Here is a 26,346-nt window from a genome sequence, read left to right as displayed (position 1 = left end):
ATGGAATATAAAATCTTGTCCGTGAGGAGGTCAATGTGTCTGAATTGCCATACGCAGGCGTGCGTGTTGTCGAGCTGGGCTCTCGCATAGCCACAGGCGCCTGCGGGCGATTGCTTGCCGACCTGGGGGCTTTGGTCTGCGTCGTCGAAAGTCGTGGCCGTGGGGATGCGCTGCGGCGAGCCGGGAAGTGGGTTGACAGGGTGACCGCAGTGGCCGGCAAGCAAAGCCTGCTGTTCGAGGCAGGGAATCCTGCCGACGAAGATGCGCTTCTCCGCTCAATTGAAGCCAGCGATGTCGTGCTGCTGAGCTCGGACGCCGATGAAGCACTTTGCAATCGATTGCGTGACGCGATTGCTGCCCGGCCTGTCATATGTGACATCACGGCCTTCGGCACGAGTGGTCCCCTCGCCGGTAGATATGCCGAAGAGGCGGAGGTGCAGGCACTGACCGGCGTCATGGAAACGACCGGGCCGGAGCATGGGCCTGCCGTTGCAGTGGGCGCGCCGGTGATCGAAATGCAGGCTGGCATGTATGCCGCTGCGGCTGTCGGTATAGCCCTGCACGTGCTGAGACGAGACAAGGTCGGCCAGCACATTGAAATCGCACTTTTCGATGTGGGCGTGAATGCGCTCACCACATTCTTGCCAGCCCACTGCGCCGGCGTCGCGCCGCGTCGCCTGGGCAACGGACATGGCATGGCCGTGCCGTGGAATGCATATCCCACAGCGGACGGTTGGGTCCTGATCTGCTCAACGAACGACATCCAGTGGCGCAAGATTTCCGGATTGATCTCTCCCGATCTGGCGCGCAACAGCCGCTACGAGTCATTGAGGTCGCGGGTCGAGCACAGAGCCGAGGTCGATGCCTGTGTCACTGCATGGACCAAAGGCCTCAAGCTGGCGGCAGTCATGGACATGTTGAACGGGCAGGGCGTACCTTGCGGCAGCATCGTGCCACTGGACTCGCTCCACGACGAGCCCAACCTCGTGTTCCGGGCCACGATCGCACGGGTGGCAGCTGCCGATCAAGGCAAACTGGCGCGGGTGCCGAACGCCCTGATCAGGTTTGATGGGGAAGCCCCTTCAGAGATAAAGATTCCGCAGCCCGACAGTGCCCGAAGTGAATTGGACATTACCACGACATCGGCAGCCACTCGAGCAGCCAGTGTTCGGCAGCAGGCTGCGCTACCTGCACCTTTTGCAGGTTTGCGGGTCGTCGAAATAGGCCAGCTGACGACTGCGCCGCTAGCTGCCAAGCATCTCGCCAGCTTCGGTGCCGACGTCATCAAAGTTGAGCCTCTTGAAGGCGAAAGCGCGCGCGCATGGCCGCCCGCGCAGGACGGCGTCAGCCATTTCTTCGTGCTCAGCAATGGCGAAAAACGCAGTCTCGCACTGGACCTTGGCAGTCCCGAAGGCGCACAGCAACTCGCGACCCTCCTTGCCGACGCCGACGTGCTGGTCGAGAACATGAAGCCGGGCGCACTCGCCCGCCTGGGTTTCGATCAGCAGCGGCTCGATGCGCTGAACCCGAGGCTCATCTATTGCGCGATCTCCGGATTCGGCATCCACTCCGTCTACAAGGGACGCCCCGCGGTCGATACCGTCGTGCAGGCGATGTCGGGAATGATGGATGCTACCCGCTTCAACGGCATGCCCCTTAAGACGGGCATTTCCACTGCCGACATCGGCGGCGGCGAAATTGGCCTGACCGCAATCATTGCGGCACTCGCCTTGCGCGAACGCACTGGCCGTGGCTGTTCCATCGACATCTCGATGCAGGACGTGGGCGCATGGATCACGCAAAGCGTCTGGAACGGCTCCCCGAGCGCCGAGGACAACAAGACGAAACCCCTCAGCATCGCGGAAGTATTCTCGCACCCGCAAACGACGGCGCGCCAACTGGTCATGCAACGCCAGGACACGGAAGGCCGGCGCTGGGAAATATTCGGATCCCCCATGCGGCTTTCAAGAACGCCGGCCGTGGTCGGAACCCTGATAGGTCCTCCGGCGCGCAAGGCGATTGCATGGAGAGCCCAGGATAGAGAAGGCTAGATGCAGGGCGGGGCCGGATACCGCGAATGCATATCTGCGCTGGACATTCCTGGCCCGAAAACACTACACTTCCAGATTCCATTAATCGGAACCTGATCCATCAAATGAAACCAATCGTCCCGGAAGCCGGGACTTGCGGCACCAGGAGAGACATATGACATTTCAAGACATCCTCTATAGCGCCGAAGACGGCATCGCAACCATCGTCATCAACCGCCCGGAAGTGCGGAACGCCGTGCGGCCGCGCACCTACGACGAACTCACCAAGGCGATGCAAATGGCCGCCGACGATTCGACGGTCGGCGTGGTTGTCCTGACCGGAGCCGGCGACAAGGCTTTCTGTTCCGGCGGCGACATCAAGGATCAGCAAGTCCGCGTTCCGGAGGTCGGCCGTCGCCATATGCGCCGGCTGTTTGCCCTGTCATCGGTAATGCGCATGATGGACAAGCCCATCATCGCGAAGGTCCGCGGTTTCTGCGTCGGCAGCGGCAATGAAATCAATATCTTCTGCGACATGACGATTGCCAGCGAGGACGCGAAATTCGGACAAACTGGCCCGCGCGTAGGCAGTGTCCCGATCTGGGGAGCATGCCAGTTGCTCGCCCGCTACGTGGGTGAACGCAAGGCGCGCGAAATGCTCTTCACCTGCCGCCAGTACACAGCGCAACAGGCATTGGACATGGGCCTGATCAACGAGGTGGTCAAAGCTGAAGACCTGGATGCCACGGTGGCCGCGCTGTGCCAGGACATATTGGACAAGAGTCCGCAGAGCGTGCGCATCGCCAAGCTTGCACTCAATGCCGGATCGGACCAGGAGTTCTACAGCTCTTACTTCCCGACCGCCGAGCTCCTTGCATCGATCTACGGCAACACCGAAAACATGGAAGGCGTCACCGCCTTCATCGAGAAGCGCAAGCCGGATTTCCGGAAATTTCGCGTCAATCGCGGCTGAAGCCCGAGCGCGGATGAGGACTGATCGCAGCGCTTGCCGAAATGCCGCTCGATCGGCCTCGCTCAAGATTTCTTGCGGGGATGTAATCAGGACCGGATGAACGAACTACCCACATGGCTCTGGATTCCGGTGGTGCTGCTTGCGGCATTGATGCAGACCATACGCAACACCGCACAGCGCTCACTGGCCGACCAGGCCGGGCCTGTCGGCGCCTCACTGGCGCGTTTCCTGTACGGCATGCCGTTTGCACTTGCTGCAGTCATTGCCATCCAGTTCGGATCTGCGGCAGTCACGACAGCAAATGTTTTCAGCCTGAAATACGCCGCCTGGTTGCTGGTGGCGGCGCTTGGTCACGCCGGGGGAAGTGCTCTCCTTACTGCAGGCATGATGCGCGGAAATTTCGTCGTCGCCGTAACCTACTCGAAGACAGAAATCCTGCAAATCGCAGTGTTTTCGACGCTATTCCTGAGCGAGATGCCAGGGCGCTTGAGCGCAATCGGCATCATGCTGGCGCTGCTGGGCGTGCTGTTACTGTCAGCGCGCGCCAAAGCGACGACGATGGCAGGCCTGCAGGCACGACAATCTGCGGCCATCACGGCCGCTTTCGGCTTGGGGACAGGGGCTTGTTATGCAATCGCCGCTGTCGGCTACCGGATTGCAGGGCTTGAGTTGCTTGATTCAGGCGTATCTCCCCTGGCTACCGCATGCTGGAGCGTCTTGCTCGCTCAACTGGTGCAGTCCGTCACCATGGGGGGCTGGATGGCAGTTCGTTCGCCTGCTGCATTGCGGGCGGTCTTCGCCTCTCGCCAACTGGCGTTGGCCACCGGCTCCGCTGGGGCATTCGCATCCTTGTGCTGGTTCTTTGGCTATGTGCTCAGGCCCGCGGCGGACGTGCGATTGCTTGGAATGGTTGAAGTCGTGTTCAGCTACTTCGTCTCCCGTCGCATCCTGAACGAGGAAACGCCAATGCGGGAACGCGTTGCAATGCTGCTTGTGATCGCCGGGGCTGTCTGCGCATGTCTCTCCGCAGATGCAGCGCCGATCGCGCGCTAGTAAATCGTACCCGGTTGATCTTATCCGGCCAACGGCGACATCCGCACCGGAAACCGCTCCTGCAGCCATGCGGCAATGCGCATGAGCCTGCGGTCATGGTATTTCCGGGTAACCAACTGGATGCCGACCGGCAACTCCGCTCCCGCAGTCCAGACCGGATAAGTCAGCGCAGGCGCATGCAGTGCGTTGAAGGCCGGCGTATATGGATTCCATGAGAACCAGTCCGGATCGCCCCATCCCTCAGGCACATTCCGGCCGGCCCCAAAGGCAGTGATCGGCAAGGTCGGTAACATCAATACATCAACCGTCTCGAACAGCGTCGCCAGTGCTGCTGCATGGGCATCGCGCTGTTGCATCAAACTGAAATAATCCTGCAGGTCAATCTGGCTGGCGGCCCTGGCGCAGTCGACCAATCCCGGGTCAAGTTGCGGGTGAAGGCCGGGATCGATGCCGCGAACGGTTTGCGCGCAGGCGATCTGGTAGAGACGACGTCCGACATCGGAAGCGCCATGGATGTCGAAGGCCATTTCACGCTGCTGCATGCCGCTGGAACTCATGGCCGCCATTACTGCGTCCATCGCCGAGCCGACCGCAGGAATCGACTCGTCGCGCCAGGATGATGCATCGAGAATGCCGACACGCAAGCTCTCGATGGGCCGCATCGATTCAGCCCGCGCTTCGGTGCTCTCGCCGCCGGAGGTCCAGTCCGCCGCGGTCGGGCCGGCGACGATATCCATCGCTTCCATCATGTCCCCACTATCCACGGCGAGCGGGCCGACATGGGCAGTTGCGGAAAAATGGCTGGGAAGCGGCACCAGCGGGATCAGGCCGAAGGTGGGCTTGAGTCCAAGGATGCCAGTAAATGCCGCCGGAATGCGCACCGAACCGCCGGCATCACTGCCGAAGGAGACGCGCACCACACCGGCGGCGACGGCCGCAGCACAGCCGCCACTGCTGCCGCCCGGCGTAAGGGCGAGGTTCCAGGGGTTACGGGTAATGCCGTAGCCGGGACTATCGGTCACGCCCTTCCAGTTGAATTCCGGCGCCCGTGTCTTGCCGAGCAGGACGGCGCCGGCAGCTTCCAGTCTCGCAACGAACACCGTGCTCTTCAATGCCGGATCGGCAGGTGTCACCAGCGAGCCGCGCCGCGTCGGCCATCCCCCGACTGCCGCAAACTCCTTGACCGTAAACGGCATGCCATCGAGCGCGCCCAGCGCACGGCCTTCATGCCAGCGCTGTTCGGCGAGCCTGGCTGCGGCCATCGCGCGCTCGGCATCAAGCAGCGCGAAAGCGTTGGTCGGCCCGGCAATGCGCTCGGCATGCGCCAGCGCCGAGGCGGCCACCTCCACCGGCGACAATTCGCCGCGTTCATATTGCCGCCGCAGGGCAGCGAAGGATTGCTGGTGGATCATGGCGCCCATGGGTTCGGGTCGTTCAGATTTCATGCATGAGGCGCGCCGGGGCAAGTATGTGCAACTGCTTGCCCTTCATCTCGATGATGGCGTCATCACGCAATCGCTTGAGGGTACGGGTCACCGTGACGCGGGAGGTTCCTGTCATGGCCGCGATCTGCTCATGGGTCAGCGAGACGCCGATCACCGTGGCGCCGCCATTGCTGATGCCGTAGAGGTCGGCCAAGCGGCTGAGAAGCTCCGCGATCCGCTTCTCCGGCTTGGGCGAGGCCAGGCACTGGGCACGGATGCCAAGCACCCGTTGTTTCATCGCAGTGATGCGCAGCAGCGCCACCGCGAGTTCGGGATACTCGCGAAAAGCTTCCGTCATGTCGGTTGCGTCAAAGGCGAGCACTTCGGTGTTTTCCAGCGCCACTGCAGATGAAAAACGCGGGCTGCCGTCAAATGCGGCGCCTTCGCCGCACACTGCCCATTGCCCCATCACCTCCAGCACGAACTCCGAGCCGTCCTCCTGGAACACGGAGATCCGGACCCGGCCATTCAGCATGAAATAGAAATGCGTGTCGGGCTGCCCCTGGTGATACAGGAATTCGCCTTTGCGATAGGAGCCGCGTACCCCAAGGTGCGCGGCCCGGATCAATGGCCCGACGACGCTGTCGTCGAGACGCCAGGTCTCGGTGGAACGGGATTTCGGCAGAGCGTCGTGGGCCATGGCAGATGAGAGATGAGGCCGGTCTACCTGGCCGCGGCGACAGCCTTGATTTCGATGACCATGTTGGGACGTGCAAGCGATGGCACGCCGAGGATGGTCCAAGCCGGGAAGTCGCTGGTGATGAACTCATCCTTGACCTCGCGGAACGTGGTCAGCTGCTCGCCGACGCCGACGTGGTAGGAAACCAGTTCCACCAGGTCTTCGAAACCCAGGCCTTCATGCTTGAGAATCGCGCCGAGACGGGTAAATGCGGCACGGATCTGCTCCTCTGCGCTGTCGGGGATGGTGCCATCCGGAAGGATGCCTACCTGCCCGGCGATGAATACCAGGCCGTTGGCCTTGACGGCAGGCGAGTACTTGAACAGGTCAAAGACCTTGTTGCCACCGAAAGTGGGGTCATCTTCGGGCAGACGCAGGCGCTCGATACGGCTCATGTTTTGATTCCTTGTAATGTTGCTTGCTTGGGGTGGACGGGTTAAGGATATAAGAAAAAGCTAGACGCGGGCATTCGGCGGCAGTGGCTGGCCGAGCAAGGCCCGACCGAGCAACTCGGCTGCTGGATTGGCCTGCATCAGGAAGTGCGATGCCATGCTGTGCAAGTCGCGAAAGTAACGCTCGACCGGCCCGCGCGGCAGCAGGCTGCCGCCAAGATTGCGGACCAGGTCACCGGCGGCTTCCAGTGCGGTATCGCAAATGGTGGTGCCGTTGGTGCGATACAGCGTGCGTTGCTCGATCGTGAAGCCGCGGCGGGCCTCGGCCTGGTCCCACATCTCGTCGACATCATGCATGAGCAAGTTGAATGCCATGTCGATGCGGCTGGCGGCCTTGCCCAGTTCGGCGAGCGAGAAGCGGTCTTCGGTCTGCGGCGCATTGAGTCCGGCCGGGATCCGCTTGCGCATGGTGTCGACGTAGATGTCGAGCATGCCCGACGCCACCGCCACGATCGCGGCAGAAACCGACATCACGAACAGGCTGGTATGGGGAATCCGGTACATGGGCCCCTGGTTGCGCTCGGCGCCCGGCACCACGCCGCGCTGCAAGTCCAGCCAATTCAGGCTGCGATATGCCGGCACGCGCTCATTCGTCAGGTAGACATCCTTGCTGCCGGTGCCTTGCATCCCGAACACGTTCCAGCTGTCATGGTCGATCCTGAAACTGGATTTCGGCACCAGCAGCAGCCGCAGTTCGCGCGCGCCGTCTGCGGTCGGCACGTCGACCAGCGTCGCGGCCCAGTCGGCGACATCGATGCCCGAGGCGTAGGTCCACTTGCCGTTCAGGCAGTAGTGGTCGCCTTCGAGCGTGGCTTCAACACCGCGCCCGACATTCCCGGTCAGTGCGATCACGACCGCATCGCGGCCACCGGCAAACACGTCATCTTGCGCACGTGCGGGAAACATACCGGCCAGCCACGGGTGCAGGCCCGCCAGGCTGAGTATCCAGGCGGTGGCGCTGTCGCCGCGGGCAATCTCGCGAGTCACGCGCCATAGTACCGATGGACGCATGCCGTAGCCGCCATTTTCTACCGACTGGCAAATACGGAAGAAACCTGCCTCGCGCAAGCGACGCGCGACCTCGTCGGAAATGCGCTTGTCGGTGTCGTGGCGCGAGCCCAGCTCTTTCAGAAGCGGAATGAGCTCACGGGCGGAGGCGATGAGGTCATCGGCGCTGGGGATGACCGGGGCGGATGCTTGGTTCATTGATTCCTTGCTGTCTTCGTTTCAAGTCGTCGATCGGGTTCAGGGTAAAGGTGTGCTGTCCAGTGCGGGCTCAGGCGGCCAATGGCAGGTCGCTGTATTTGCCAGCGGCGTAGACCAGGGCGGGGGCAACCGGGTCGGCGGCCACCATTTCAACTACCGCGCCATAGACCACGGTGTGATCGCCGACGCGGTGTGACGATTCGATCCGGCAGATGAAGGATGCATTTGCGCCGGCCAGCGTCGGCGCCCCGGACTGGCTCGGCATCCAGGTCGCTGGACACTCGCATTGCGGCCGGCCGCCGTAGTAGCGGGAAATGCTGTCCTGTCCGGCCGCCAGCACGTTGACGGAAAACCCGCCTTGCCCGAGCAACAGCGGCAGCATCCGGCTCTCGTTGCGCACGCACACCAGCAGCAACAGCGGGTCCAGGCTCACCGCAGTAACCGCATTGGCAGTCATTGCCGCCACACCGTCTTCGGCCTGCGCCGCGATCACCGTGACGCCCGTGACGAAGCGCCCCATGAGGGTGCGAAATCGTTGTTGCGGGGTTGACATGACGCCTCCAAGATTGATGTTCCGGATTTGCGTCAACTCTAGGGCACCCCGGGGCGGGATGTCTGTATCGATTGATACCGGATGCGATCAGTCGTCAACTGCGGAGGTCGCAACGCCTAAATTAATGGAGGAGGGCCGATTTTGTATAAGCTTATACAGACATGTCCCGAGCGCATCCCTAAATTCGTCATACCGTTGTCACGACACCGTCACCGCGGCGACATGGCATGAACAGGGCACGGCTTTTGCTCGGCAATGGCCTTGCGTTCGAAGCGAAAATCAAAGAGACATTCAATCAGGGAGTATGCACATGCAAGGTTTGCTGAAGAAAGCGTTAGTCGGCGTCGCGCTGACCATTGGTGTTGCCAGTTCTGGCCTGGCCGCCGATCCGATCAAGGTCGGCTCGGTGCTGTCCGTGACCGGTCCGGCCGCCTTCCTCGGCGACCCTGAACTGAAGACGCTTCAGATGTATGTGGAAGAGCTCAACAAGAAGGGCGGCGTTCTCGGTCGTCCACTGCAACTGGTGCACTACGACGACGGCACCGATGCCAACAAGGCAAATTCCTTCGTCAAACGCCTGATTGACGACGACAAGGTCGATTTCATCGTCGGCGGATCGACCACCGGTTCGACCATGTCGATGGCCCCCCTGGTCGAGAAGGCGGGTATTCCCTTCATGTCCCTGGCCGGCGCAGTGGTTGTGGTCGAGCCGGTCAAGAAGTGGGTGTTCAAGGCATCGACCACTGACCGCATTGCCGCCGAACGCGTGCTGGCAGACCTCAAGAAGCGCGGCCTGACCCGTATTGCACTGCTGTCCGACACCGCAGGCTTCGGACAGTCGGGCAAAACGCAGACCGAATCGGTTGTGGCCAAATACGGCATCACGCTGGCTGCAAACGAGACCTACGGTCCCAAGGACACCGACATGAGCCCGCAGCTGACCAAGATCCGCAACACGCCGGGCGTACAGGCGATCTTCGTGTTCGGCTTCGGCCAGGGTCCGGCAATCGTGACCAAGAACATCAAACAGCTCGGCATCAACCTGCCGGTGTACCACGCGCATGGCGTAGGCTCGGATGAATTCCTCAAGCTGGCGGGTCCGGCATCCGAAGGCGTGCGCGCGCTGGCGCCGGCGCTGATGATCGGCGCCTCGCTGCCGGCCAGCGATCCGCAAAAGGCGGTGGTGAGCGCCTATTCGAAGGCCTATACCGAGCGCTGGAAGGAAAGCGTGTCCATGTTCGGCGGCCAGGCCTACGACAATTTCTTCATCGTGATTGAAGCGATCAAGCGTGCCGGCACGACCGACAAGGCCAAGGTGCGCGACCAGATCGAAGGGACCAGGAAGTTCATTGGCACCGGCGGCGAGGTCAACATGAGCGCAACCGATCACATGGGGCTCGACATGTGGTCACTGCGCATGCTCGAAGCGCGCAAAGGCGTCTGGACCGAAGCGAAATAAGTACCCGCGCACTCGTGCTTCTCATGCACGCGCCGGACCACATGAAGCGGTCCGGCGCGTGCATGATTGTCCGACCTTCAATTCCCTGAGATCGACCGAACGATGCTTGCCCAGTTCCTGCAGTACCTGTTTTCCGGCCTGACCGTCGGCGCGACCTATGCATTGGCCGCGCTCGGTTTCACCATCATTTACAACGCGAGCAATGTGATCAATTTCGCCCAGGGCGAGTTCATCATGCTGGGCGGCATGCTTGCGGTGTACTTCGCGCAAGCCGGCCTGCCGCTACCGGCGGCGCTGCTGCTGGCGGTCGTGATTCCCGCGCTGGTCGGCCTGCTGATGGAAAAGCTGACAATCGATCCGATCAAGGGGGCCGAGCCGGTCACCCTGATCATCGTCACCATCGGTGCTTCGCTGGTGATTCGCGGCGGTATACAGGTCTGGCTGGGAAAGGGCTCGCACAGCCTTCCGGCTTTTTCGGGCGATGCGCCGATCCAGGTGTTCGGCGCCACGCTGATGCCGCAAAGCTTGTGGGTACTGGGCGTATCCGCGCTGGTTGTGGCCGGGCTGTGGTTCTTCTTCAACCGCACGCTCGCCGGCAAGGCAATGCTTGCCACTTCGGTCAACCGGCTTGCCGCCGAACTGGTGGGAATCAACACCAGCTGGGTGCTGTTCATGAGCTTCGCCATGTCGGCGGGCATTGGAGCGCTGGGCGGGATCCTGATCACGCCGATCACGCTGACCTCGTTCGACGTCGGCATCATGCTCGGCCTCAAAGGCTTCGTCGCAGCAGTTCTCGGCGGGCTGGGAAATGGCTTGGGCGCGGTGGTCGGCGGTCTGGTACTCGGGGTGCTTGAAGCGTTCGGCGCCGGCTACCTGTCCTCTTCCTACAAGGACGCGATTGCCTTCGTGCTGATCCTGTTGATACTTTTCTTCATGCCGCGCGGCCTGTTCGGCGCCCGCGTCACGGATCGGGTGTGAGCATGAACATCAAGCGCTACTCCGGCCTGTTGCTGCTCATCGCGATCATTGCGGTGCTGCCCTTCGTGCTGCCCAACAGCTTCTATCTCGACCTGGCGATCCGTATCGGCATCAATGCGGTAATCGTGCTCGGCCTCAACCTGCTGATCGGTTTTGCCGGCCAGATCAGCATGGGACACGCCGGCTTCATCGGCATCGGCGCTTTTGCCAGCGCGATCCTGCCGACCCATTTCGGCTGGCATCCGCTTCCCGCCATGCTGGCCGGGGTGCTGATGGCGGCGCTGCTGGCGGCCGTGGTCGCCCGGCCGATCTTCCGCCTCAAGGGCCATTACCTGGCAATGGCGACACTTGGCTTGGGCATGCTGATCAACATGGTGCTGCGCAACGAAGCGAAGTTCACCGGCGGCCCCGACGGCATGCCGGTGCCAGCCTTTGCGCTGTTTGGACTGGAGATCGCCGGAGACCGTCACTGGTACTGGATTGTCGCCGCCATCCTGGTGTTCAGCGTGTGGGCCTCGCTCAACCTGATCGACTCGCCCTTCGGCCGCGCCATGCGTGCCTTGCATGGATCGGAAGTCGCCTCGCAGGTGGCCGGCGTCAACGTCAACCGCTACAAGGTGGTGATTTTTGTCATGTCGGCCGCGTTTGCCAGCCTGATGGGGAGCGTGACCGCCCACTATGTCGGTTTCGTCTCGCCCAACCTGGCCGACTTCGGCCACTCGATCGAACTGGTGACCATGGTCGTGGTAGGCGGCATGGCCTCGGTGTACGGGTCCCTGATCGGCGCCTTGCTGCTGACCGCGCTGCCACAGGCGCTGGCCACTTTCGAGGGCTGGGAGACCATCGTGTTCGGCGCCATCCTCATCCTGTGCATGATTTTCCTGCCACGCGGCCTGGTGCCTACCCTGGCCGCCCGTTTCGGGAGGAAAAACTGATGGCACTGCTCAGCGTATCCTCGTTGCACAAGCGCTTCGGCGGCGTCGAGGCAGTGAAGGATGTCTCGTTCGACATCGACGCCGGCATCGTCTATTCCGTGATCGGCCCCAACGGCGCCGGCAAGACCACGCTGTTCAACCTGATCACCGGCGTCTACACGCCGACCTCCGGCGAGATCCGCCTGGATGGGGCGCCGGTCGGCGGCAAGCAACCCAATGAACTGGCAGCCCTTGGCGTTGCCCGCACCTTCCAGAACCTGCAGATCTGCATGAACATGGACGCCATCGAGAACGTGATGGTCGGCGCCCACCTGCGGCTGGACCGCAATCCGTTGACGGCGGCGCTGCGCTTGCCGGCGCTGGCCCGCCGCGACCGCGAGCTGAGGCACGAGGCGGAGCAGCTGATGCGCTTCGTCCACCTGGACGCCTTCATCACTGCGCGTGCCGACTCGATGCCCTATGGCGCCCTGAAACGGCTGGAAATCGCGCGCGCCTTGGCGCTCAAACCGCGCCTGCTGTTCCTGGATGAACCGGCTGCCGGCCTGAATCCCAAGGAAACCCTCGAAGTCGATGCGCTGGTGCGAAAGATCGCCGATTCCGGCGTGACGGTCGTGCTGGTCGAGCACGACATGAAGATGGTGATGAACCTGTCGGACCGTATCCTGGTCATGGATTACGGAAGCAAGCTCACCGAAGGTACGCGCGAGGAAGTGCGCCACCACCCGGGCGTGATTGCCGCCTATCTCGGCGTCCAGGCCTGAAGCCAGGGATAAGGGATCAGGGACTAGAAACACATGAAAGCAAGCGAGCTCATCATCAACAAAGGACTGAACACCCCCTCGGGAATCTTGTCGGACAAGAAGGATGTCCTGCTTCGGGTACAGGGCCTGGCCAGCGCCTACGGCCGCATTACGGCGCTAAAGGGCGTCGATCTCGATGTCAGGCGCGGCGAGATCGTCGCCTTGGTCGGCGCCAATGGCGCCGGCAAGACGACACTCCTGCGCACCCTGTCGGGAGCGCAGCCGGCGACCGCAGGGCGGATTGAATTTGACGGCCAGGACATCAGCCGACTACGGCCGGATCAGCGGGTGCGGCTTGGCATCTGCCAAAGCCCGGAAGGGCGGCAAGTGTTCGGCCCACTGTCGATCGAGGACAACCTTCGGCTCGGCGCCTATACGCAACCCAGGCAACAGGTCGCAGGCGATCTGGAAAAAGTGTATGCGATGTTCCCGGTGCTGAAAGAGAAGCGCCAGCTGCCGGCGGGCACACTCTCGGGCGGCCAGCAGCAGATGTTATCCATCGGCCGGGCGCTGATGGGACGGCCGAAACTGCTGCTGCTCGACGAACCATCGATGGGGCTTGCGCCCTTGCTGGTAAAGGAAGTCTTCAACGTCATCGCCGCTCTGAAGGAACAGGGCATCACTATCCTGCTGGTTGAACAGAACGCCTTTGCCGCATTGGCGATTGCCGATCGCGGCTACGTGCTGGAAACCGGAACGGTCACGCTCAGCGGAACTGGAGAAGAACTGCTCTCCAGCGAGGCGGTGCGTGCCGCGTATCTCGGGATGTAAGGCTGGATTACCGGATCGATCGCCGAAAAAAAAGCCCGGCCGCTCAGGCCGGGCTTTTGCGCAACGCACGATCAAGCGATCAGTCGGCCAGCGCCAACTCTTCACCGCCCTGGTCCACCGTGCTCAATACGGTCGAACCAATTCTTGCATTCAACCGGGCCCGGCTCTCCATGCGCATCGCGCTCATGTTGGCAGAGACAAAATCGGCTGCCGGCTCCAGTCCTTCGGTACGCAGCAGCCTCAGTCCGGCTTCAATTACCGAGCGGGTCAGGTCGTCTGTACCCCGCAGCAGTTCTTCCATCTGTACGACATCCTGCAAGCCACTTGTGTTTGTATCTAAACTGACCAGCAGGCTTTCTACCTTCATCATTACGCGCTCCAGGGTGGTTGGTTGAGAGGATAGTAAAGGTGCTTGCCGTGTAGGAAAAGTCTTAGGAGCGTCAGGTTTGACTTGGAGCAATAGTTCGCGATTCCGACAACACAGCGAGTGGCCTTAGTTGGCGACGTGAACTGGCTCTTGCCAAAAAAAAGCCCGCTTGCAGGCGGGCTTGAAGCTGGTCACTTCCATTCCCTTTCAGGAAATTACAGTTTGGTTCACGAAGCGAGCAGCCGATAGTGTGGGTTCCACTTACAGCGCGACGGCGATATGCCCGCTGGCGTTACTGGCAGGCACGTATCTTCTCCTGGCTTATAACTGGTATTGCCAGACTAAATTGGCAGTCTGCGGTCACATTCCCTATATTCACTACAACAGATATTCACCATCTTTCAACTTTTCAGGGAAACATCATGACCGCTACCGCTCTACGCACTCCCGGCTTCGCCAGTTCACGTACCGTGGCTTCACGTCCGGCAAAATCCGCCGGTTCCTCTCTGTGGGCCCTGCTGTCCCAGTCGCTGGAAATGGCACACATTGTCGGTGAACAGGGGCCGGTCTCCACCACCCAGATGGAGCAGATCCGCTCGCTTGCAGCACGCCTGTAATCAGATCGAGGGGACTGGCCGACCCGCCGGAAACCCTTGCTGAAGTTGCAGAGCCCGCCCACCGGCGGGCTTTTTTTTTGCCTTCCTGCAATCCGCTACTGCCCGCGGAAAGACTGCGGCACTCCGGAATTAGTTGATTCAGATCAAAGATGGCGAGGGCTGTAAGGAAGGAGAATGTTGCCACTCTGCAATATGAACCTTCGCTTCTCTTGGCACAAGGCCAGTCATCGACCAAGAGGCTCCCGTTTCAAATGAATTTCTCGTCTAACTCCTCAGTCGCCGGTGCGCAAGTCACGAGCAACGCAGCGACAGCATTTCGACATCGGCCGCACACCAGTCGGCGCCCGGCGGCGGGTTCGCCATGACCGCCTGGCTCAAGGCTGTGCGCCGAATGCTGGCAGTGCCGGCATCAGAACCCTTCGTCGCCAACCTGCCCTCGGCTCCCGCCGGAGCCAGCAGCGGAGAACATGTCTTGCAGGAGGCTAATCGGGTATTGCGCCTGGCTCTGGACGCCTTGGACATCCGCTTGTGCATCCTCGACAGTGCCGGGAAGATCATTCTTCTCAACAACGCCTGGTTGCGCAGCCCGCATGACCAGCAATCGTTGCTGCACCGAGTCGCCCTGGACCTCAACTATCTGGACCTCTGCGACGACGCAGCGCGTGACGGGCTGTACGAAGCCAGGGCGATACGGGATGGAATCAGGAGGGTACTCGACGGACAACAGGACAACTTCTCCGCGCAGTACCGCTACCTGTGCGCCCAGCGCGAATGCTGGATCCGGCTCGATGCGCGCGTCGCCGGCGGCGGAATCGGCAAGACGGTCATCACGCACACCGACATTACTGGGGAAATCGAACAGGAACAACGACTGCAGTTGTCGCGGCTGGTGTATGAGAACAGCGCCGAAGCGATGATGATCAGCGATGCCGACAACAACATCCTTGCGATCAACCCCGCATTCACCCGCCTCACTGGCTACAAGGCAAGCGAAGTGCTGGGCAAGAATCCGCGCTTGCTGAGTTCCGGAAGACAGGACGCCAGCTTCTACAAGCAGATGTGGGGCAGCATCCAGAGCCGCGGCATCTGGCAGGGCGAGATATGGAACCGGCGCGCTGACGGCCATGAATACGCAGAGTGGCTCACCGTCCGGCAAATTCGCGACCCCGCCGGAGATGCGCAGTACATGGCGATGTTTTCCGACATCACCGAGAAAAAACAGTCACGCGAACTGATCTGGCAGCAGGCGAATTACGACACGCTGACCGGGCTGCCCAACCGGCAACTCTTCGCCGACCGCCTGGCGCTGGAAATCAGGAAGTCAGCACGCTCTGGAGCCATGGTGGCGCTCTTCATGATCGACCTCGACCACTTCAAGGACATCAACGATGCCCTTGGCCATCGGCATGGAGACCAACTGCTCACCGCGGTAGCCCACCGCATCGCGGCGTCGGTGCGCGAGACCGACACGGTTGCCAGGGTCGGCGGCGACGAGTTCACCGTCATCCTGTCCGAGGTCGCGGACCCGAAGGTGCTGGACCGGGTGGCGCAGGCCATACTGGCAACGCTGGCCCAGCCTTTCGAGCTGGAATCGGAAACCCTGTTCCTGTCGGCAAGTATCGGCATTGCCATGTGTCCCGACGACGCCCGCGACGGCGAGGCGCTTCTGCAAAAGGCAGACCAGGCGATGTACGTGGTCAAGAATGAAGGACGCGCAGGATTCCGCTATTTCCAGAGCCGCATGCAGGATCAGGCTCTGACCAAGCTGCGACTGGCGGCCGATCTGCGCAACGCACTGGCGACCGGACAATTCGAGCTGTACTTCCAGCCCATCATCGACCTGGCGACCGGCGAAGTACGCAAGGCCGAGTCGCTGTTGCGCTGGCGCCATCCCCAACGCGGCTATGTCAGTCCGGCCGAATTCATTCCGGCGGCGGAGGAGGCCGGCCTGATTGGCAAGATTGGCGACTGGGTGTTCTTCGAGGCCGTACGGTGGGCCAAGCGCTGGAGCACGCTGCTCGGCTTCCCGTTCCAGATCGGCGTCAACAAGTCGCCGCTGGAACTGAATCAGCAGACCAGGACTGCCGACTGGATCGACTTCCTCTCGGCACAGTCGCTCGATCCTGGCTGCCTGTCGATAGAAATCACCGAAGGGGTTTTGCTTGACGAAGCCAGCGGTGTCAAATCGCGGCTGCTGGAACTCAAGAGCGCAGGCGTGCAAGTGGCGATTGACGACTTCGGCACCGGATATTCGTCGATGGCGTATCTGAACCGATACCATGCCGATTACCTGAAGATCGACAAATCCTTCGTGACGGACATGGCAAGCAATGCCGGCCACCGCGCCATTTCCGAAGCAATCATCGTGATGGCCCACAAGCTTGGCATGCAGGTGGTTGCCGAAGGGATCGAGACCGAGCAACAGCGCGCCCTGCTGGCGGCGGCTGGCTGTGACTTCGGGCAGGGCTATCTGTTCTCGCCAGCGGTCCCGCCCGATGCATTTGAAGCAATGGTAATCGCCGCTCCTGCATTGCAGCCGGCGGTGGGCTGAGGCCGCCGGGAGCTGGCGGCAGGCTGGAAAACATATTGGCCGGCAATATGTTTTCAGACAAGGTTGTCAACAACGCCCGCTGGCGCAAACCCGAGGCAAAGCGTCCCGGCCGCTTTGCAAAATCTCAACCAGGCGCCAGGGGAAGTAGGCTGTAATAGTGGCAAGCGCTGAAGTGCAGCGTCCCTTGCACCAAGCCAAAATTTTCCCTCATGATTTCCTGGCAATCCATTACCTTTATCGGCGACAGCATCATCACGATGCCGGCTGCGGCGGCGATCGTTATTTGGCTGATCTCGGCCGGCGCATGGCGCATGGCCCTGTCGTGGTGCTTGCTGTTTGGCGGTGCGCTGACGATGGTGCTTGCAACCAAGATTGCATTCATCGGCTGGGGCATCGGCATTCCGGGCCTGGATTTCACCGGGATCAGCGGGCACGCCATGCGGGCATGCGCCGTGTTGCCGGTGATTGCCTACCTGCTGCTGCAACATGCTCGACCATCGGTACGCGTTTGCGGCGTGCTGCTCGGCTTCGCCGCAGCGCTGATGATCGGGCTGTCGAGGCTGGTGCTGCACGTCCACTCCGCTTCCGAAGTCGTCACCGGAATCGGGCTGGGCACGCTGGTGGCAATTGCCTTCATTCGCCAATCGGAAGGACAGCCAGGACTGCACCTGCAACGCTGGGTGGTAGGCCTGACCATGCTGGGCCTGGTGCCCAGCACGCATGCCCAGCCGGCGCCTACCCATCAATGGGTGACGACCGTTGCCCTCTACCTGTCAGGCCATGACCGTCCCTACGTGCGCAAGCCCAATGGCGAACTGGCACGAGCGCCCGGAACAAGCAGCGAGCACTGAGAACCCGGGGGCCGTCACCTGGCGTAAATCTGCGCAGCCACTTGCGACAGGCTCCTTATCGGGTCGTGAAGCTCCAGTTCCGCGTCACCGGGGTGTCGTTGATGGTGCCGCTGAACTGCACCTCGTACACGGTCTTCGGCGTCAGCGGATCCAGCGGCACCAAGGCCGCCGCCGAGGATGGCGTTTCGACATCGGTATCCCTGCTGAGCAGTTTTGCCGCCAGTATCCCGCCGGACTGGGGGCGCACGGTGAAGCTGCTCACCTTCACTGTGGAAGTAATGTCAGCGTGGATGCTGATCGGAAAGCCGACCTCGTTGCGGTCCGGCACCGGATCGGGTATTTCGCGGTCGCTCAGGAAGTTGGTCGGCGTGTTTTGCTGGGACGGGCGGGGATAGGTGACGAATCCGGCGGGACCCAGTCCGTTGCCCAGGCCGTCCGCCGTGAAGTTGGTGGTGAAGTACGTGTAGCCACCCTGAACGGTGGCCGATCCCGATCCGGCCTGAAAAAAAGTCGGCTCGAAGATCACGAAACGGTGATAGATGGCCGTGATCAGGTCCTCCGCCGCGGCAAAGCCTGACACGCTGCCGGTCGCAGAAATCACTTCTCCATAGGCGTAACGCCCGGAGGTAAACGTGTAGCCGGCAGCGGCAATCCGCTCTCCCAGCTCGGCGCCGGTATAGCCCGGGGCACCAGGCGTTTCTTCGTGGGAGATGACGTTGTTGAGCTTCTGGTAGTCCGAGTGCGCCTGCGCCGCACGGTCAAGCGGAACACTGCGCGCCAGGGCGCCGAGACCGACCTGCTGGCGACGGTAGTTGAACCAGTTGAAACCGTCCGTTGCCGTATTGTTGACCGCTGTCGGCGCGTTCGGCTCGAAGTCCAGATTCAGCGGCGTGCTGGACGGGGCAGAGGCGACCGGGGCGCCCGACTCACCGTTGCCACCGCCGCACGCTGCAAGCACCGCCGCAGCCAGCAACGAAAGAATGATGCCCGCAAAGGGCGGAACGGGCTTCCTGGTCATGAGCTTCCTTGCGCTGTCGATTGGTGTGAATTCACCCCGTTTGGATCCGGTGGGCATCCTTTCGTTCAGCGTATTTGTCCGGTGACCAGCCGAACCGACGTAGCACAAACGACAACTGCGGGAAACCTGCAATTCGTCATACACAGCGCTCGGCGCACGTCCGTTCGCGTAAAATTCGCGCCATGCATTTTTCTTACGGCCCCTTGCGCGGCTTCCTTTTCTCGCTGTCGCTAGGCCTGGCTGCTGCGTTCCTCTGCACCAGCCTCAACACGCCACTGCCGTGGATGATCGGTCCGCTGTTCGCCACCGCCGCAGCCCGGATGGCCGGCTGGGAGTTGTCATGTCCATACCCTGCGCAATGCGCGGGACAATGGGCGATCGGCACCGCGCTCGGCCTGTATTTCACGCCAGCGGTATTGCTGGTGGTGGCGTCCTGCGCCGGCTACATCGCTGCCGGTGCCTTGTTCGCGATGATCCTGACGCTCTTGTCCGCGGTCCTGCTGCAACGCATGTGCGACATCGATCGCCCCACGGCGTTTTTTTCCATGGCTATAGGCGGGGCGTCGGAGATGGCGCTACAGGGCGAGCGCGAAGGCGCAGCGGGGGAAAAGGTGGCGGCGGCCCATAGCCTGCGCATCCTGCTGGTGGTCGCCACCATACCCTTCGCGTTCAAGTTTGCCGGGGTACACGGCAGCGATCCCTATGTGGCGGGCGTGAGTTTGGTGGATGCGCCCGGCCTGCTCGCGCTGGTGCTGCTCACCTGCGCCGGCGCGCTGTTGCTGGCCCGTTTTCGCTGGCCCAATGTATGGTTCATCGGTCCGTTACTGGTGACGATGTTGTTGACTGGTTGCGGCATCAACCTCTCGGCCATGCCGTCGTGGATGATCTCGCTCGGACAACTGTTCATCGGGATTGCGCTTGGCACCCGGTTCAGCCCTGCGTTCATCCGCACCGCACCGCGTTTCCTGCTCAGCGTGACCCTTTGCAGCCTGGTCGCGATCCTGGTTGCGGCAGGATTCGGAATGTTGGTTTCATGGGCCGGCCCGATTCCGGCTGCGACGGCCATCCTCGCTACCGCGCCCGGCGGCATCGCGGAAATGAGCCTGACGGCCAAGACGCTGCAACTGGGCGTGCCGGTAGTGACGGCATTTCATGTGATGCGCTTGTGCATCCTGGTGCTGACGGTCGGGCCGCTCTATCGTCTGCTGGAATCGCGGCGCCCGAGCGGCGCCGCAGCCGGCGCCGTGGACAGGACAAGCTGAGAAATAGTGGTGGGAGCCGCTGCTAGCGCCGTTCGAATCGACCGGCAGCCCGGTTCTTGACGACTTCATTCCAGGCGAATGCCTGTCCGTTCATGGCGACATACACGCCATGCGGAAGGTGCCCGGCGGCGGCCACCGCATAGCCGAGATTGAACAGGGCGTCCGAGCCCTCGACATCATAGGGAATCATGGCACCGGTCAGGACCACGGTCTTGTTCATCGGCTGCCCGGCCAGAACCTGCGCAGTCAGCTGCATGGTGTCGGTTCCGTGGACAATCACCACCGCATCCTCTGCTGCGCGCGCGCAGGCCTGTGCGATGCACTGGCGGTCTTCATCGCCCATGTCGAGCGAATCCATCAGCCTGAGCGCCTCCAGCCGCACCGGCACGGTGATGCGGCAGCGCTGCAAGATCTGCGGCAGGTGGCTATCGCCGAAGCCCAGCGCTCCGCTGATTTCATCATAGCGTTTGTCAAAGGTGCCGCCAGCGGCCAGAACGAGCAGGGTCATCGCGATCAACAAGGATTAAACAAGCAAAAAACAAAGCGAAAAAAAGAAACCGGTGAACGCAATTGTAGGCGCTTGCAGACTCGGTGCGCATGTGAATCGGAAAGAGCGCAGGCCCGTGAGCTATTTCGCAAGGCGAAAAAGACGGGAGAAAAAACAGGGAAAAAACAGGGGAATTAATGCGGGAGCGCGTACTCCAATGCAATTGCCGCATTTTGCCAATTGCGACGCTCCGGATTTTTGACGGGAGCTTGGCCGCAATGCACGCAATGTTCGCTACACTAAAGTCTCTGTCAATGGAATCGCCTGATGAAGCCTGTCGCACCCGGTACTGTCATCTACCACCGCTATCGCGGCTATGGTGTGATCACGTCGGTTAACCTGATGACCGGGTGGATTTCTGCGCGCTTCGGAAACGAGGGCCGGACCCTGGACCTGAACCTGTCCTCCGACCAGGTACAGCACGCCGACGGCGAACCCATTCTTTTCCGTCGTGCGCGGCCCGACCGCATGCCGCATGCCAGGCTGATGGCAATGGTGCGCGAACTGCACCGGGCCGGATACCAGCGGCTCTATCTGTACAGCTGGCCCAAGCCATCCGGCCTGCACTGGCGCTGGCATCTTTTCACCGGCCCCCGCAACTGGATGCAACGTGCATGGCGCGAAGGCTGGTACGGCTCCGGCGCCGAGTACAACCTGAATCCGATCATGGGCTGGGGCGACCAGCCCGGCGCTTCGCCGCAGGAACTGGCGTCGGCACTGGCCCGGTTCGATCCGCATGGCCTGGCCCATGCGCTCGGACGCGACGAAGATCATTCAGCATGGTTCGAAACCGTGTGCGATGCGCTGCTGCCGGATTACGCCTACTCGCTCGGATGGGACCATCGCGACGGCCCCATTCCCGCATCGCTGCCCATCATAGCGGTGCGGCACGGCGTGCCGGCATACAAGGGGCCGGCACTGCCATGGCCGCCCGGCTGGGCCGGCTTATGGGCGCAGGGCGGGCGACGCGATGTCGTCGTGGTGCGGACCACTCGTTCATTTGACCTTTCGACCGACGCCGACCACTGACTCCCGGCCTGCCTTGCGGACGGCGGCGCCTTATGGGTTCAGGACATTCTTCGGTGTGCCATTGAAAAAATCGACCAGGTTGCGGAAGGCGGAGCCAAAGTAAATTTCGTAGCCGTCCTTTTCGACATAGCCCAGGTGCGGCGTCGCGACCACGTTGTCCATCTTCAGCAGGGGCGAGTCGGGCGCGAGCGGTTCGCTCTCGTACACGTCGACCGCCGCATACCCCGGACGCCGCGCCCGCAACGCCTGCAGCAGTGCATCGGGTTCGACCAGCTCGGCGCGGCTGGTATTGACGAACAATGCGGTCGGTTTCATGCGGGCGAGGTCGGTGGCGGTGACGATGCCCCGGGTTTCGGGTGTCAGCCGCAAATGCACGCTCAGCACGTCGGACTGCTCGAACAATCCATTCTTGTCGGGCACGGTCTCGAAACCATCGCGCGCGGCCTGTTCAAGACTTTGCTCGCGGCCCCAGACCAGCACTTTCATGCCGAACGCGCGGCCGTAGCCCGCCACCATCCGACCGATCTTGCCATATCCCCAGACGCCCAGCGTACGGTTCTTCAGGGCGACGCCGAGCGTATTGAATTGCGGCTGGTCCGAGACCTGTTGCCACAATCCGTGGCGCAGGTTGGCCGCATATTGCGGCACGCGGCGCGACGCTGCCATTACCAGTGCCCAGGTGAGTTCAGCCGGTGCGGTCGGATCGCCTGTCCCTTCCAGTATCCGGATCCCGCGTTCGGTTGCGGCTGCGACATCGATGTGTGCGCCCGCCTTGCCCGTCTGTGAAATCACCTTCAGTTTCGGCAGCTTGTCGAGGACCGCCCTGGGAAAGCTGGTGCGTTCGCGGATCAGCACCAGCGCGTCGAATTCGGCCAGGCGAATCGCAAGGTGGCCGGCACCACGGGCGCTACTGGTGAATACCTTGACTTCATGGCCGTCCAGCAGGCGCATGCAGTCGAGATGGCGGACGACATCCTGGTAGTCGTCGAGTATGGCGATTTTCATGAGCAAAAAAGGTGAGGGTGAATGCGGCGAACCAGCAGGTGAATCGGTGGGGGACGAAGCAATGCATGCAAGGAAATCTGCGTAATTCATGCGTAGTTCACGCAAACTTTCGCTGCACTGCAGCAAGCCATACTATTTTTATCAGCTACTTTTTACTACAGTTTTTGACCTCCGGCATTGAGGCCCCGGATTGGCGGGGTGTAGAATCGCCCGACTCTTCATCATCAGAGCACCGGCAACATGCCAGGTGCCGGCACCGCAGATAACCCATCACCGTCGCCGGCCTGTTGCACGCGCTACCCAAGCGATGCACGCATCTGGACGCGCATGAGCGGCACCAAATTTATCTTAAAGGTACAGGAGAAGCTTTATGAATCAACCCATGTCCGGTGGTGTTGCAACCATCAACGCCCCGTCCTACGTCAAGAACCAGAAGCTGGTGAGCTGGGTTGCGGAAATCGCGACGCTCACCAAGCCGGATAATGTGGTTTGGTGCGACGGCTCCCAGGAAGAGTACGACCGGCTGTGCCAGGAACTGGTCGACGCCGGTACCATGAAGCGGCTCAATCCCGCCAAGCGGCCGAACAGCTATCTCGCATTGTCCGATCCGAGCGACGTCGCCCGGGTGGAAGACCGTACCTTCATGTGCTCGGAAAAGCAGGAAGACGCCGGCCCCACCAACAACTGGGTAGCACCCGCCGAAATGCGCGGCACGCTGAACAAGCTGTTCGACGGCTCGATGCGCGGCCGCACCATGTACGTGATCCCGTTCTCGATGGGTCCGCTCGGCTCGCCGATCGCGCACATCGGCGTGGAACTGACCGACTCCCCCTATGTCGCCATCAGCATGCGCGTGATGACCCGCATGGGCCGTGCCGTGCACGACGTGCTCGGCGCAGACGGCTATTTCGTGCCCTGCGTGCATACCGTCGGTGCACCGCTGGCGGCCGGACAGAAGGACGTGCCGTGGCCTTGCAACCCGGACAAGTACATCGTCCACTTCCCGGAGTCCCGCGAGATCTGGTCCTTCGGTTCCGGCTATGGCGGCAATGCGCTGCTCGGCAAGAAATGCTTCGCACTGCGCATCGCGTCCAACATGGGCCGCGACCAGGGCTGGCTGGCCGAGCACATGCTGATCCTCGGCGTCGAATCGCCTGAAGGCAAGAAGCACTACGTCGCTGCAGCCTTCCCTTCCGCCTGCGGCAAGACCAACTTCGCGATGCTGGTTCCGCCCGCGACATTCAAGGGCTGGAAAGTCACGACCGTCGGCGAGGACATTGCCTGGATCAAGCCGGGCAAAGACGGCCGCCTGTATGCGATCAATCCGGAAGCTGGCTATTTCGGTGTCGCTCCGGGCACAAATGAACATACCAACATCAACTGCATGGCCTCCATGCGGGAGAACGCGGTGTTCACCAACGTTGCGCTGACCGACGATGGCGACATCTGGTGGGAAGGCATGACCGAGCAACCCCCGGCGCACCTGATCGACTGGCAGGGCAAGGACTGGACGCCGCAGATCGCGAAGGAAACCGGGCGCAAGGCTGCCCATCCGAATTCTCGCTTCACGGTTGCCGCCACCCAGAACCCCGTGCTCGATCCGTCCTGGGACGATGCGGACGGCGTGCCGATCTCGGCCTTCATCGTCGGCGGCCGCCGCTCGACCACCGTGCCGCTGGTGACCGAAGCCCGCAACTGGGTGGAAGGCGTCTACATGGCTGCGACCATGGGTTCCGAAACCACCGCTGCAGCCACCGGTGCGCAGGGCGTGGTGCGGCGCGATCCGTTCGCCATGCTGCCGTTCGCCGGCTACAACATGAGCGAATATTTCCAGCATTGGGTAGACCTGGGCGCCAAGCTGCAGGCCAGCGGCGCAACGCTTCCACGCTTCTATTGCGTCAACTGGTTCCGCACCGACGACAACGGCAAATTCATCTGGCCGGGCTTCGGCGACAACATGCGCGTGCTGAAGTGGATCGTGGAGCGCGTTGAAGGACACGCGGACGGCGCCAATAATCCATTTGGCATCACGCCACAGTACAAGGACCTGACTTGGGACGGCCTGCAGTTCAGCCAGCAGGCATACGACCGGATCACGACGATCGACAAGCAGGAGTGGAAAGCAGAAGTGAAGCTGCACACCGAGCTGTTCGAAAAGCTGCACCACAAGCTGCCGACCGAGCTGGAAGCGACTCGCCAGCAACTGGAGAAACAGATCGCAGCCTGATCCCGCTTTGTCTTCTTGAAAACGCGGCCTTCGGGCCGCGTTTTTTTTGCCCGTCCGGCGCGCAGGGACGCGCTGCGCCCAGCACCCGGCCATGATCACCCATCGCCGCCAATCAATCACGGAAGACGTTTGCATGCCTTGGATTCTTACAGTGTTCTTACAGCATTGATGAAAGCTTTTTGAGTCTGCCCCAAATCGATTCCCTGCTATTGACTATTGGAAGCTTTGGGATAATTCTTGCCAGACTCATCCTTTTCTTGACGCGAAATGGATGAAGTTAACGGACGATCAGAGCGTTCGAATCAAAATACTCAGGAGACGTAAAAATGAAAAAGGATGTAAAGCCGACGGCATCGCGCCGCAATTTCATTGGTGGCGCTGCAGCTGGTACAGCAACCGCGGCCGCACTCAGCTTCCCGATGATTTCGACCGCGCAGTCGGTCACAACGATGCGCTTCCAGAGCACCTGGCCGAGCAAGGACATTTTCCACGAGTACGCAGTGGACTTCTCCAAGAAGGTCAATGACATGACCGGCGGCGAGCTGAAGATCGAGGTGCTGCCTGCCGGCGCTGTCGTACCGGCCTTTGGCCTGCTCGAAGCCGTGTCGAAGGGCACGCTGGACGGCGGCCACGGTGTGCTCGCTTACCACTACGGCAAGAGCAACGCGATCGCCCTGTGGGGATCAGGCCCCGGATACGGCATGGATGCCAACATGCTGCTGGCCTGGCACAAATACGGCGGCGGCAAGGAGCTGCTGCAGAAGGTTTACCAGTCGATCGGCGCAAACGTGCAGTCCTTCCTGTACGGCCCGATGCCGAGCCAGCCGCTGGGCTGGTTCAAGAAGCCGATCACCAAGGCCGAGGATCTGAAGGGCGTCAAGTTCCGCACGGTGGGCATTTCCATTGACGTGTTCCAGGGCATGGGCGCAGCAGTGAATGCGCTTCCTGGCGGCGAGATCGTCTCGGCAATGGACCGCGGCCTGCTGGATGCGGCTGAATTCAACAATGCCAGTTCCGACCGCATGCTTGGATTTCCGGACGTATCGAAGGTGTGCATGCTGCAAAGCTTCCACCAGAACGCGGAACAGTTCGAGATCATGTTCAACAAGACCAAATTCGATGCGCTGCCGGCGAAGATGAAGGCAATCATCGAAAACGCTGCCGAGGCGGCGTCTGCCGACATGTCCTGGAAAGCAGTGGACCGTTACTCCAAGGACTACATCGAGATGCGCACCAAGCAAGGTGTGAAGTTCTACAAGACGCCTGACTCGGTGCTGCAGAAGCAGTTGGATGTCTATGACCAGGTCGTGGAGAAGAAATCTGCCGAAAGCCCTGTCTTCAAGGAGATCCTCGCCTCGCAACGCAAGTTCGCTGAACGCGCCGTCGCTTGGGACATGGACACCAACGCCAACCGGCGCATGGCGTACAACCACTACTTCGGCAAGACGAAGGCTCCTGCGAAGAAAGCCTGAAGCATAGTGTACTGACCCAGCCTGCAG

General features: G+C 61.5%; 24 protein-coding genes. 15 read left to right on the top strand and 9 right to left on the bottom strand.

The window, feature by feature from the left end; genetic code table 11:
- The first annotated feature begins 35 nt into the window (after nucleotides 1-35).
- The 3 genes from FVE66_RS12535 (at nucleotide 36) to FVE66_RS12525 (ending at nucleotide 4,056) form a co-directional block, all read left to right on the top strand.
- Nucleotides 36-2,051 (top strand): CaiB/BaiF CoA transferase family protein, encoded by a 2,016-nt coding sequence (locus tag FVE66_RS12535; protein ID WP_151447795.1) that lies wholly within the window; start codon nucleotides 36-38, stop codon nucleotides 2,049-2,051.
- Between the two features lie 154 nt (nucleotides 2,052-2,205).
- A complete protein-coding gene (locus FVE66_RS12530; protein ID WP_151447794.1) occupies nucleotides 2,206-3,003 on the top strand; it encodes an enoyl-CoA hydratase-related protein in 798 nt (265 codons plus the stop codon).
- A gap of 96 nt (nucleotides 3,004-3,099) precedes the next feature.
- The gene (locus tag FVE66_RS12525; RefSeq protein ID WP_151447793.1) at nucleotides 3,100-4,056 is read left to right on the top strand and encodes an EamA family transporter; all 957 of its coding nucleotides are present in this window, start codon (nucleotides 3,100-3,102) and stop codon (nucleotides 4,054-4,056) included.
- 20 nt (nucleotides 4,057-4,076) lie between these two features.
- On the opposite strand, the gene FVE66_RS12520 is transcribed toward FVE66_RS12525, so the two are convergent.
- The 5 genes from FVE66_RS12520 to FVE66_RS12500 all read right to left on the bottom strand — a co-directional run bounded on the left by FVE66_RS12520 (nucleotide 4,077) and on the right by FVE66_RS12500 (nucleotide 8,430).
- Entirely contained in the window at nucleotides 4,077-5,501 is a 1,425-nt protein-coding gene (locus tag FVE66_RS12520) for an amidase family protein (protein WP_241673198.1), read from the bottom strand.
- A complete protein-coding gene (locus FVE66_RS12515) occupies nucleotides 5,491-6,180 on the bottom strand; it encodes a Crp/Fnr family transcriptional regulator (protein ID WP_151447792.1) in 690 nt (229 codons plus the stop codon). Before FVE66_RS12515 ends, FVE66_RS12520 begins: the two co-directional genes overlap by 11 nt.
- A 23-nt stretch (nucleotides 6,181-6,203) precedes the next feature.
- Nucleotides 6,204-6,614 (bottom strand): RidA family protein, encoded by a 411-nt coding sequence (locus FVE66_RS12510; RefSeq protein ID WP_151447791.1) that lies wholly within the window; start codon nucleotides 6,612-6,614, stop codon nucleotides 6,204-6,206.
- A 60-nt stretch (nucleotides 6,615-6,674) separates the two neighbouring features.
- Nucleotides 6,675-7,877 (bottom strand): acyl-CoA dehydrogenase family protein, encoded by a 1,203-nt coding sequence (locus FVE66_RS12505; protein WP_151447790.1) that lies wholly within the window; start codon nucleotides 7,875-7,877, stop codon nucleotides 6,675-6,677.
- 70 nt (nucleotides 7,878-7,947) lie between these two features.
- Complete coding sequence (locus FVE66_RS12500; protein ID WP_151447789.1) at nucleotides 7,948-8,430, bottom strand: flavin reductase family protein; 483 nt, start codon at nucleotides 8,428-8,430, stop codon at nucleotides 7,948-7,950.
- 310 nt (nucleotides 8,431-8,740) lie between these two features.
- On the opposite strand from FVE66_RS12500, the gene FVE66_RS12495 reads away from it, so the two are divergent.
- From FVE66_RS12495 to FVE66_RS12475, 5 genes are all read left to right on the top strand, one after another.
- Nucleotides 8,741-9,889: an ABC transporter substrate-binding protein gene (locus FVE66_RS12495; protein WP_151447788.1), complete on the top strand. Its 1,149-nt coding sequence runs from the start codon at nucleotides 8,741-8,743 to the stop codon at nucleotides 9,887-9,889.
- Nucleotides 9,890-9,991: 102 nt separating this feature from the next.
- Complete coding sequence (locus FVE66_RS12490; protein ID WP_151447787.1) at nucleotides 9,992-10,867, top strand: branched-chain amino acid ABC transporter permease; 876 nt, start codon at nucleotides 9,992-9,994, stop codon at nucleotides 10,865-10,867.
- 2 nt (nucleotides 10,868-10,869) lie between these two features.
- Nucleotides 10,870-11,802 carry a branched-chain amino acid ABC transporter permease gene (locus FVE66_RS12485; RefSeq protein WP_151447786.1) on the top strand — a complete coding sequence of 311 codons (933 nt, stop codon included), beginning with the start codon at nucleotides 10,870-10,872 and terminating at the stop codon, nucleotides 11,800-11,802.
- On the top strand, nucleotides 11,799-12,563 hold the full coding sequence (locus FVE66_RS12480; protein ID WP_151448147.1) for an ABC transporter ATP-binding protein: 765 nt from the start codon (nucleotides 11,799-11,801) through the stop codon (nucleotides 12,561-12,563). Before FVE66_RS12485 ends, FVE66_RS12480 begins: the two co-directional genes overlap by 4 nt.
- A gap of 108 nt (nucleotides 12,564-12,671) precedes the next feature.
- Nucleotides 12,672-13,373, top strand: coding sequence for an ABC transporter ATP-binding protein (locus FVE66_RS12475; protein ID WP_206668768.1), 702 nt, complete (start codon nucleotides 12,672-12,674; stop codon nucleotides 13,371-13,373).
- Between the two features lie 79 nt (nucleotides 13,374-13,452).
- On the opposite strand, the gene FVE66_RS12470 is transcribed toward FVE66_RS12475, so the two are convergent.
- Nucleotides 13,453-13,743 (bottom strand): hypothetical protein, encoded by a 291-nt coding sequence (locus FVE66_RS12470; RefSeq protein ID WP_151447784.1) that lies wholly within the window; start codon nucleotides 13,741-13,743, stop codon nucleotides 13,453-13,455.
- A gap of 419 nt (nucleotides 13,744-14,162) precedes the next feature.
- Here FVE66_RS12470 and FVE66_RS12465 point away from each other — a divergent pair, with 419 nt between their 5' ends.
- The 3 genes from FVE66_RS12465 (at nucleotide 14,163) to FVE66_RS12455 (ending at nucleotide 17,759) form a co-directional block, all read left to right on the top strand.
- Nucleotides 14,163-14,357: a hypothetical protein gene (locus tag FVE66_RS12465; protein ID WP_151447783.1), complete on the top strand. Its 195-nt coding sequence runs from the start codon at nucleotides 14,163-14,165 to the stop codon at nucleotides 14,355-14,357.
- A gap of 361 nt (nucleotides 14,358-14,718) precedes the next feature.
- The gene (locus tag FVE66_RS12460) at nucleotides 14,719-16,908 is read left to right on the top strand and encodes a putative bifunctional diguanylate cyclase/phosphodiesterase (protein WP_151447782.1); all 2,190 of its coding nucleotides are present in this window, start codon (nucleotides 14,719-14,721) and stop codon (nucleotides 16,906-16,908) included.
- Nucleotides 16,909-17,117: 209 nt separating this feature from the next.
- On the top strand, nucleotides 17,118-17,759 hold the full coding sequence (locus FVE66_RS12455; RefSeq protein WP_151447781.1) for a phosphatase PAP2 family protein: 642 nt from the start codon (nucleotides 17,118-17,120) through the stop codon (nucleotides 17,757-17,759).
- A 55-nt stretch (nucleotides 17,760-17,814) separates the two neighbouring features.
- On the opposite strand, the gene FVE66_RS12450 is transcribed toward FVE66_RS12455, so the two are convergent.
- Complete coding sequence (locus FVE66_RS12450) at nucleotides 17,815-18,777, bottom strand: CAP domain-containing protein (protein ID WP_151447780.1); 963 nt, start codon at nucleotides 18,775-18,777, stop codon at nucleotides 17,815-17,817.
- A 182-nt stretch (nucleotides 18,778-18,959) separates the two neighbouring features.
- Here FVE66_RS12450 and FVE66_RS12445 point away from each other — a divergent pair, with 182 nt between their 5' ends.
- Nucleotides 18,960-20,039, top strand: a complete 1,080-nt coding sequence (locus FVE66_RS12445) for an AbrB family transcriptional regulator (RefSeq protein ID WP_151447779.1) — start codon at nucleotides 18,960-18,962, stop codon at nucleotides 20,037-20,039.
- Between the two features lie 22 nt (nucleotides 20,040-20,061).
- On the opposite strand, the gene FVE66_RS12440 is transcribed toward FVE66_RS12445, so the two are convergent.
- Nucleotides 20,062-20,547: an asparaginase gene (locus FVE66_RS12440; protein ID WP_151447778.1), complete on the bottom strand. Its 486-nt coding sequence runs from the start codon at nucleotides 20,545-20,547 to the stop codon at nucleotides 20,062-20,064.
- Nucleotides 20,548-20,853: 306 nt separating this feature from the next.
- Here FVE66_RS12440 and FVE66_RS12435 point away from each other — a divergent pair, with 306 nt between their 5' ends.
- Entirely contained in the window at nucleotides 20,854-21,615 is a 762-nt protein-coding gene (locus FVE66_RS12435) for an L-asparaginase (RefSeq protein ID WP_241673197.1), read from the top strand.
- 30 nt (nucleotides 21,616-21,645) lie between these two features.
- Here FVE66_RS12435 and FVE66_RS12430 read toward each other — a convergent pair whose 3' ends face one another.
- The gene (locus FVE66_RS12430; RefSeq protein WP_151447777.1) at nucleotides 21,646-22,620 is read right to left on the bottom strand and encodes a D-2-hydroxyacid dehydrogenase family protein; all 975 of its coding nucleotides are present in this window, start codon (nucleotides 22,618-22,620) and stop codon (nucleotides 21,646-21,648) included.
- 370 nt (nucleotides 22,621-22,990) lie between these two features.
- On the opposite strand from FVE66_RS12430, the gene FVE66_RS12425 reads away from it, so the two are divergent.
- Nucleotides 22,991-24,847 (top strand): phosphoenolpyruvate carboxykinase (GTP), encoded by a 1,857-nt coding sequence (locus tag FVE66_RS12425; RefSeq protein WP_151447776.1) that lies wholly within the window; start codon nucleotides 22,991-22,993, stop codon nucleotides 24,845-24,847.
- Nucleotides 24,848-25,173: 326 nt separating this feature from the next.
- Nucleotides 25,174-26,319 (top strand): TRAP transporter substrate-binding protein, encoded by a 1,146-nt coding sequence (locus FVE66_RS12420; protein WP_151447775.1) that lies wholly within the window; start codon nucleotides 25,174-25,176, stop codon nucleotides 26,317-26,319.
- Nucleotides 26,320-26,346: the final 27 nt, after the last annotated feature.

The organism is Lacisediminimonas profundi, assembly GCF_008831265.1.
GTDB lineage: Bacteria > Pseudomonadota > Gammaproteobacteria > Burkholderiales > Burkholderiaceae_D > Lacisediminimonas > Lacisediminimonas profundi.
Note: the sequence above shows the minus strand (reverse complement) of the source record. Positions and strands in the feature narration are given on the sequence as shown.

Coding starts and splice junctions, on each gene's coding strand:
- FVE66_RS12510 (WP_151447791.1), bottom strand. CDS start 6,614: ATGAGCCGTATCGAGCGCCTGCGTCTGCCCGAAGATGACCCCACTTTC.
- FVE66_RS12420 (WP_151447775.1), top strand. CDS start 25,174: ATGAAAAAGGATGTAAAGCCGACGGCATCGCGCCGCAATTTCATTGGT.
- FVE66_RS12530 (WP_151447794.1), top strand. CDS start 2,206: ATGACATTTCAAGACATCCTCTATAGCGCCGAAGACGGCATCGCAACC.
- FVE66_RS12455 (WP_151447781.1), top strand. CDS start 17,118: ATGATTTCCTGGCAATCCATTACCTTTATCGGCGACAGCATCATCACG.
- FVE66_RS12470 (WP_151447784.1), bottom strand. CDS start 13,743: ATGATGAAGGTAGAAAGCCTGCTGGTCAGTTTAGATACAAACACAAGT.
- FVE66_RS12520 (WP_241673198.1), bottom strand. CDS start 5,501: ATGAAATCTGAACGACCCGAACCCATGGGCGCCATGATCCACCAGCAA.
- FVE66_RS12495 (WP_151447788.1), top strand. CDS start 8,741: ATGCAAGGTTTGCTGAAGAAAGCGTTAGTCGGCGTCGCGCTGACCATT.
- FVE66_RS12460 (WP_151447782.1), top strand. CDS start 14,719: ATGACCGCCTGGCTCAAGGCTGTGCGCCGAATGCTGGCAGTGCCGGCA.
- FVE66_RS12450 (WP_151447780.1), bottom strand. CDS start 18,777: ATGACCAGGAAGCCCGTTCCGCCCTTTGCGGGCATCATTCTTTCGTTG.
- FVE66_RS12525 (WP_151447793.1), top strand. CDS start 3,100: ATGAACGAACTACCCACATGGCTCTGGATTCCGGTGGTGCTGCTTGCG.
- FVE66_RS12425 (WP_151447776.1), top strand. CDS start 22,991: ATGAATCAACCCATGTCCGGTGGTGTTGCAACCATCAACGCCCCGTCC.
- FVE66_RS12465 (WP_151447783.1), top strand. CDS start 14,163: ATGACCGCTACCGCTCTACGCACTCCCGGCTTCGCCAGTTCACGTACC.
- FVE66_RS12505 (WP_151447790.1), bottom strand. CDS start 7,877: ATGAACCAAGCATCCGCCCCGGTCATCCCCAGCGCCGATGACCTCATC.
- FVE66_RS12515 (WP_151447792.1), bottom strand. CDS start 6,180: ATGGCCCACGACGCTCTGCCGAAATCCCGTTCCACCGAGACCTGGCGT.
- FVE66_RS12440 (WP_151447778.1), bottom strand. CDS start 20,547: ATGACCCTGCTCGTTCTGGCCGCTGGCGGCACCTTTGACAAACGCTAT.
- FVE66_RS12500 (WP_151447789.1), bottom strand. CDS start 8,430: ATGTCAACCCCGCAACAACGATTTCGCACCCTCATGGGGCGCTTCGTC.
- FVE66_RS12485 (WP_151447786.1), top strand. CDS start 10,870: ATGAACATCAAGCGCTACTCCGGCCTGTTGCTGCTCATCGCGATCATT.
- FVE66_RS12435 (WP_241673197.1), top strand. CDS start 20,854: ATGAAGCCTGTCGCACCCGGTACTGTCATCTACCACCGCTATCGCGGC.
- FVE66_RS12445 (WP_151447779.1), top strand. CDS start 18,960: ATGCATTTTTCTTACGGCCCCTTGCGCGGCTTCCTTTTCTCGCTGTCG.
- FVE66_RS12490 (WP_151447787.1), top strand. CDS start 9,992: ATGCTTGCCCAGTTCCTGCAGTACCTGTTTTCCGGCCTGACCGTCGGC.
- FVE66_RS12430 (WP_151447777.1), bottom strand. CDS start 22,620: ATGAAAATCGCCATACTCGACGACTACCAGGATGTCGTCCGCCATCTC.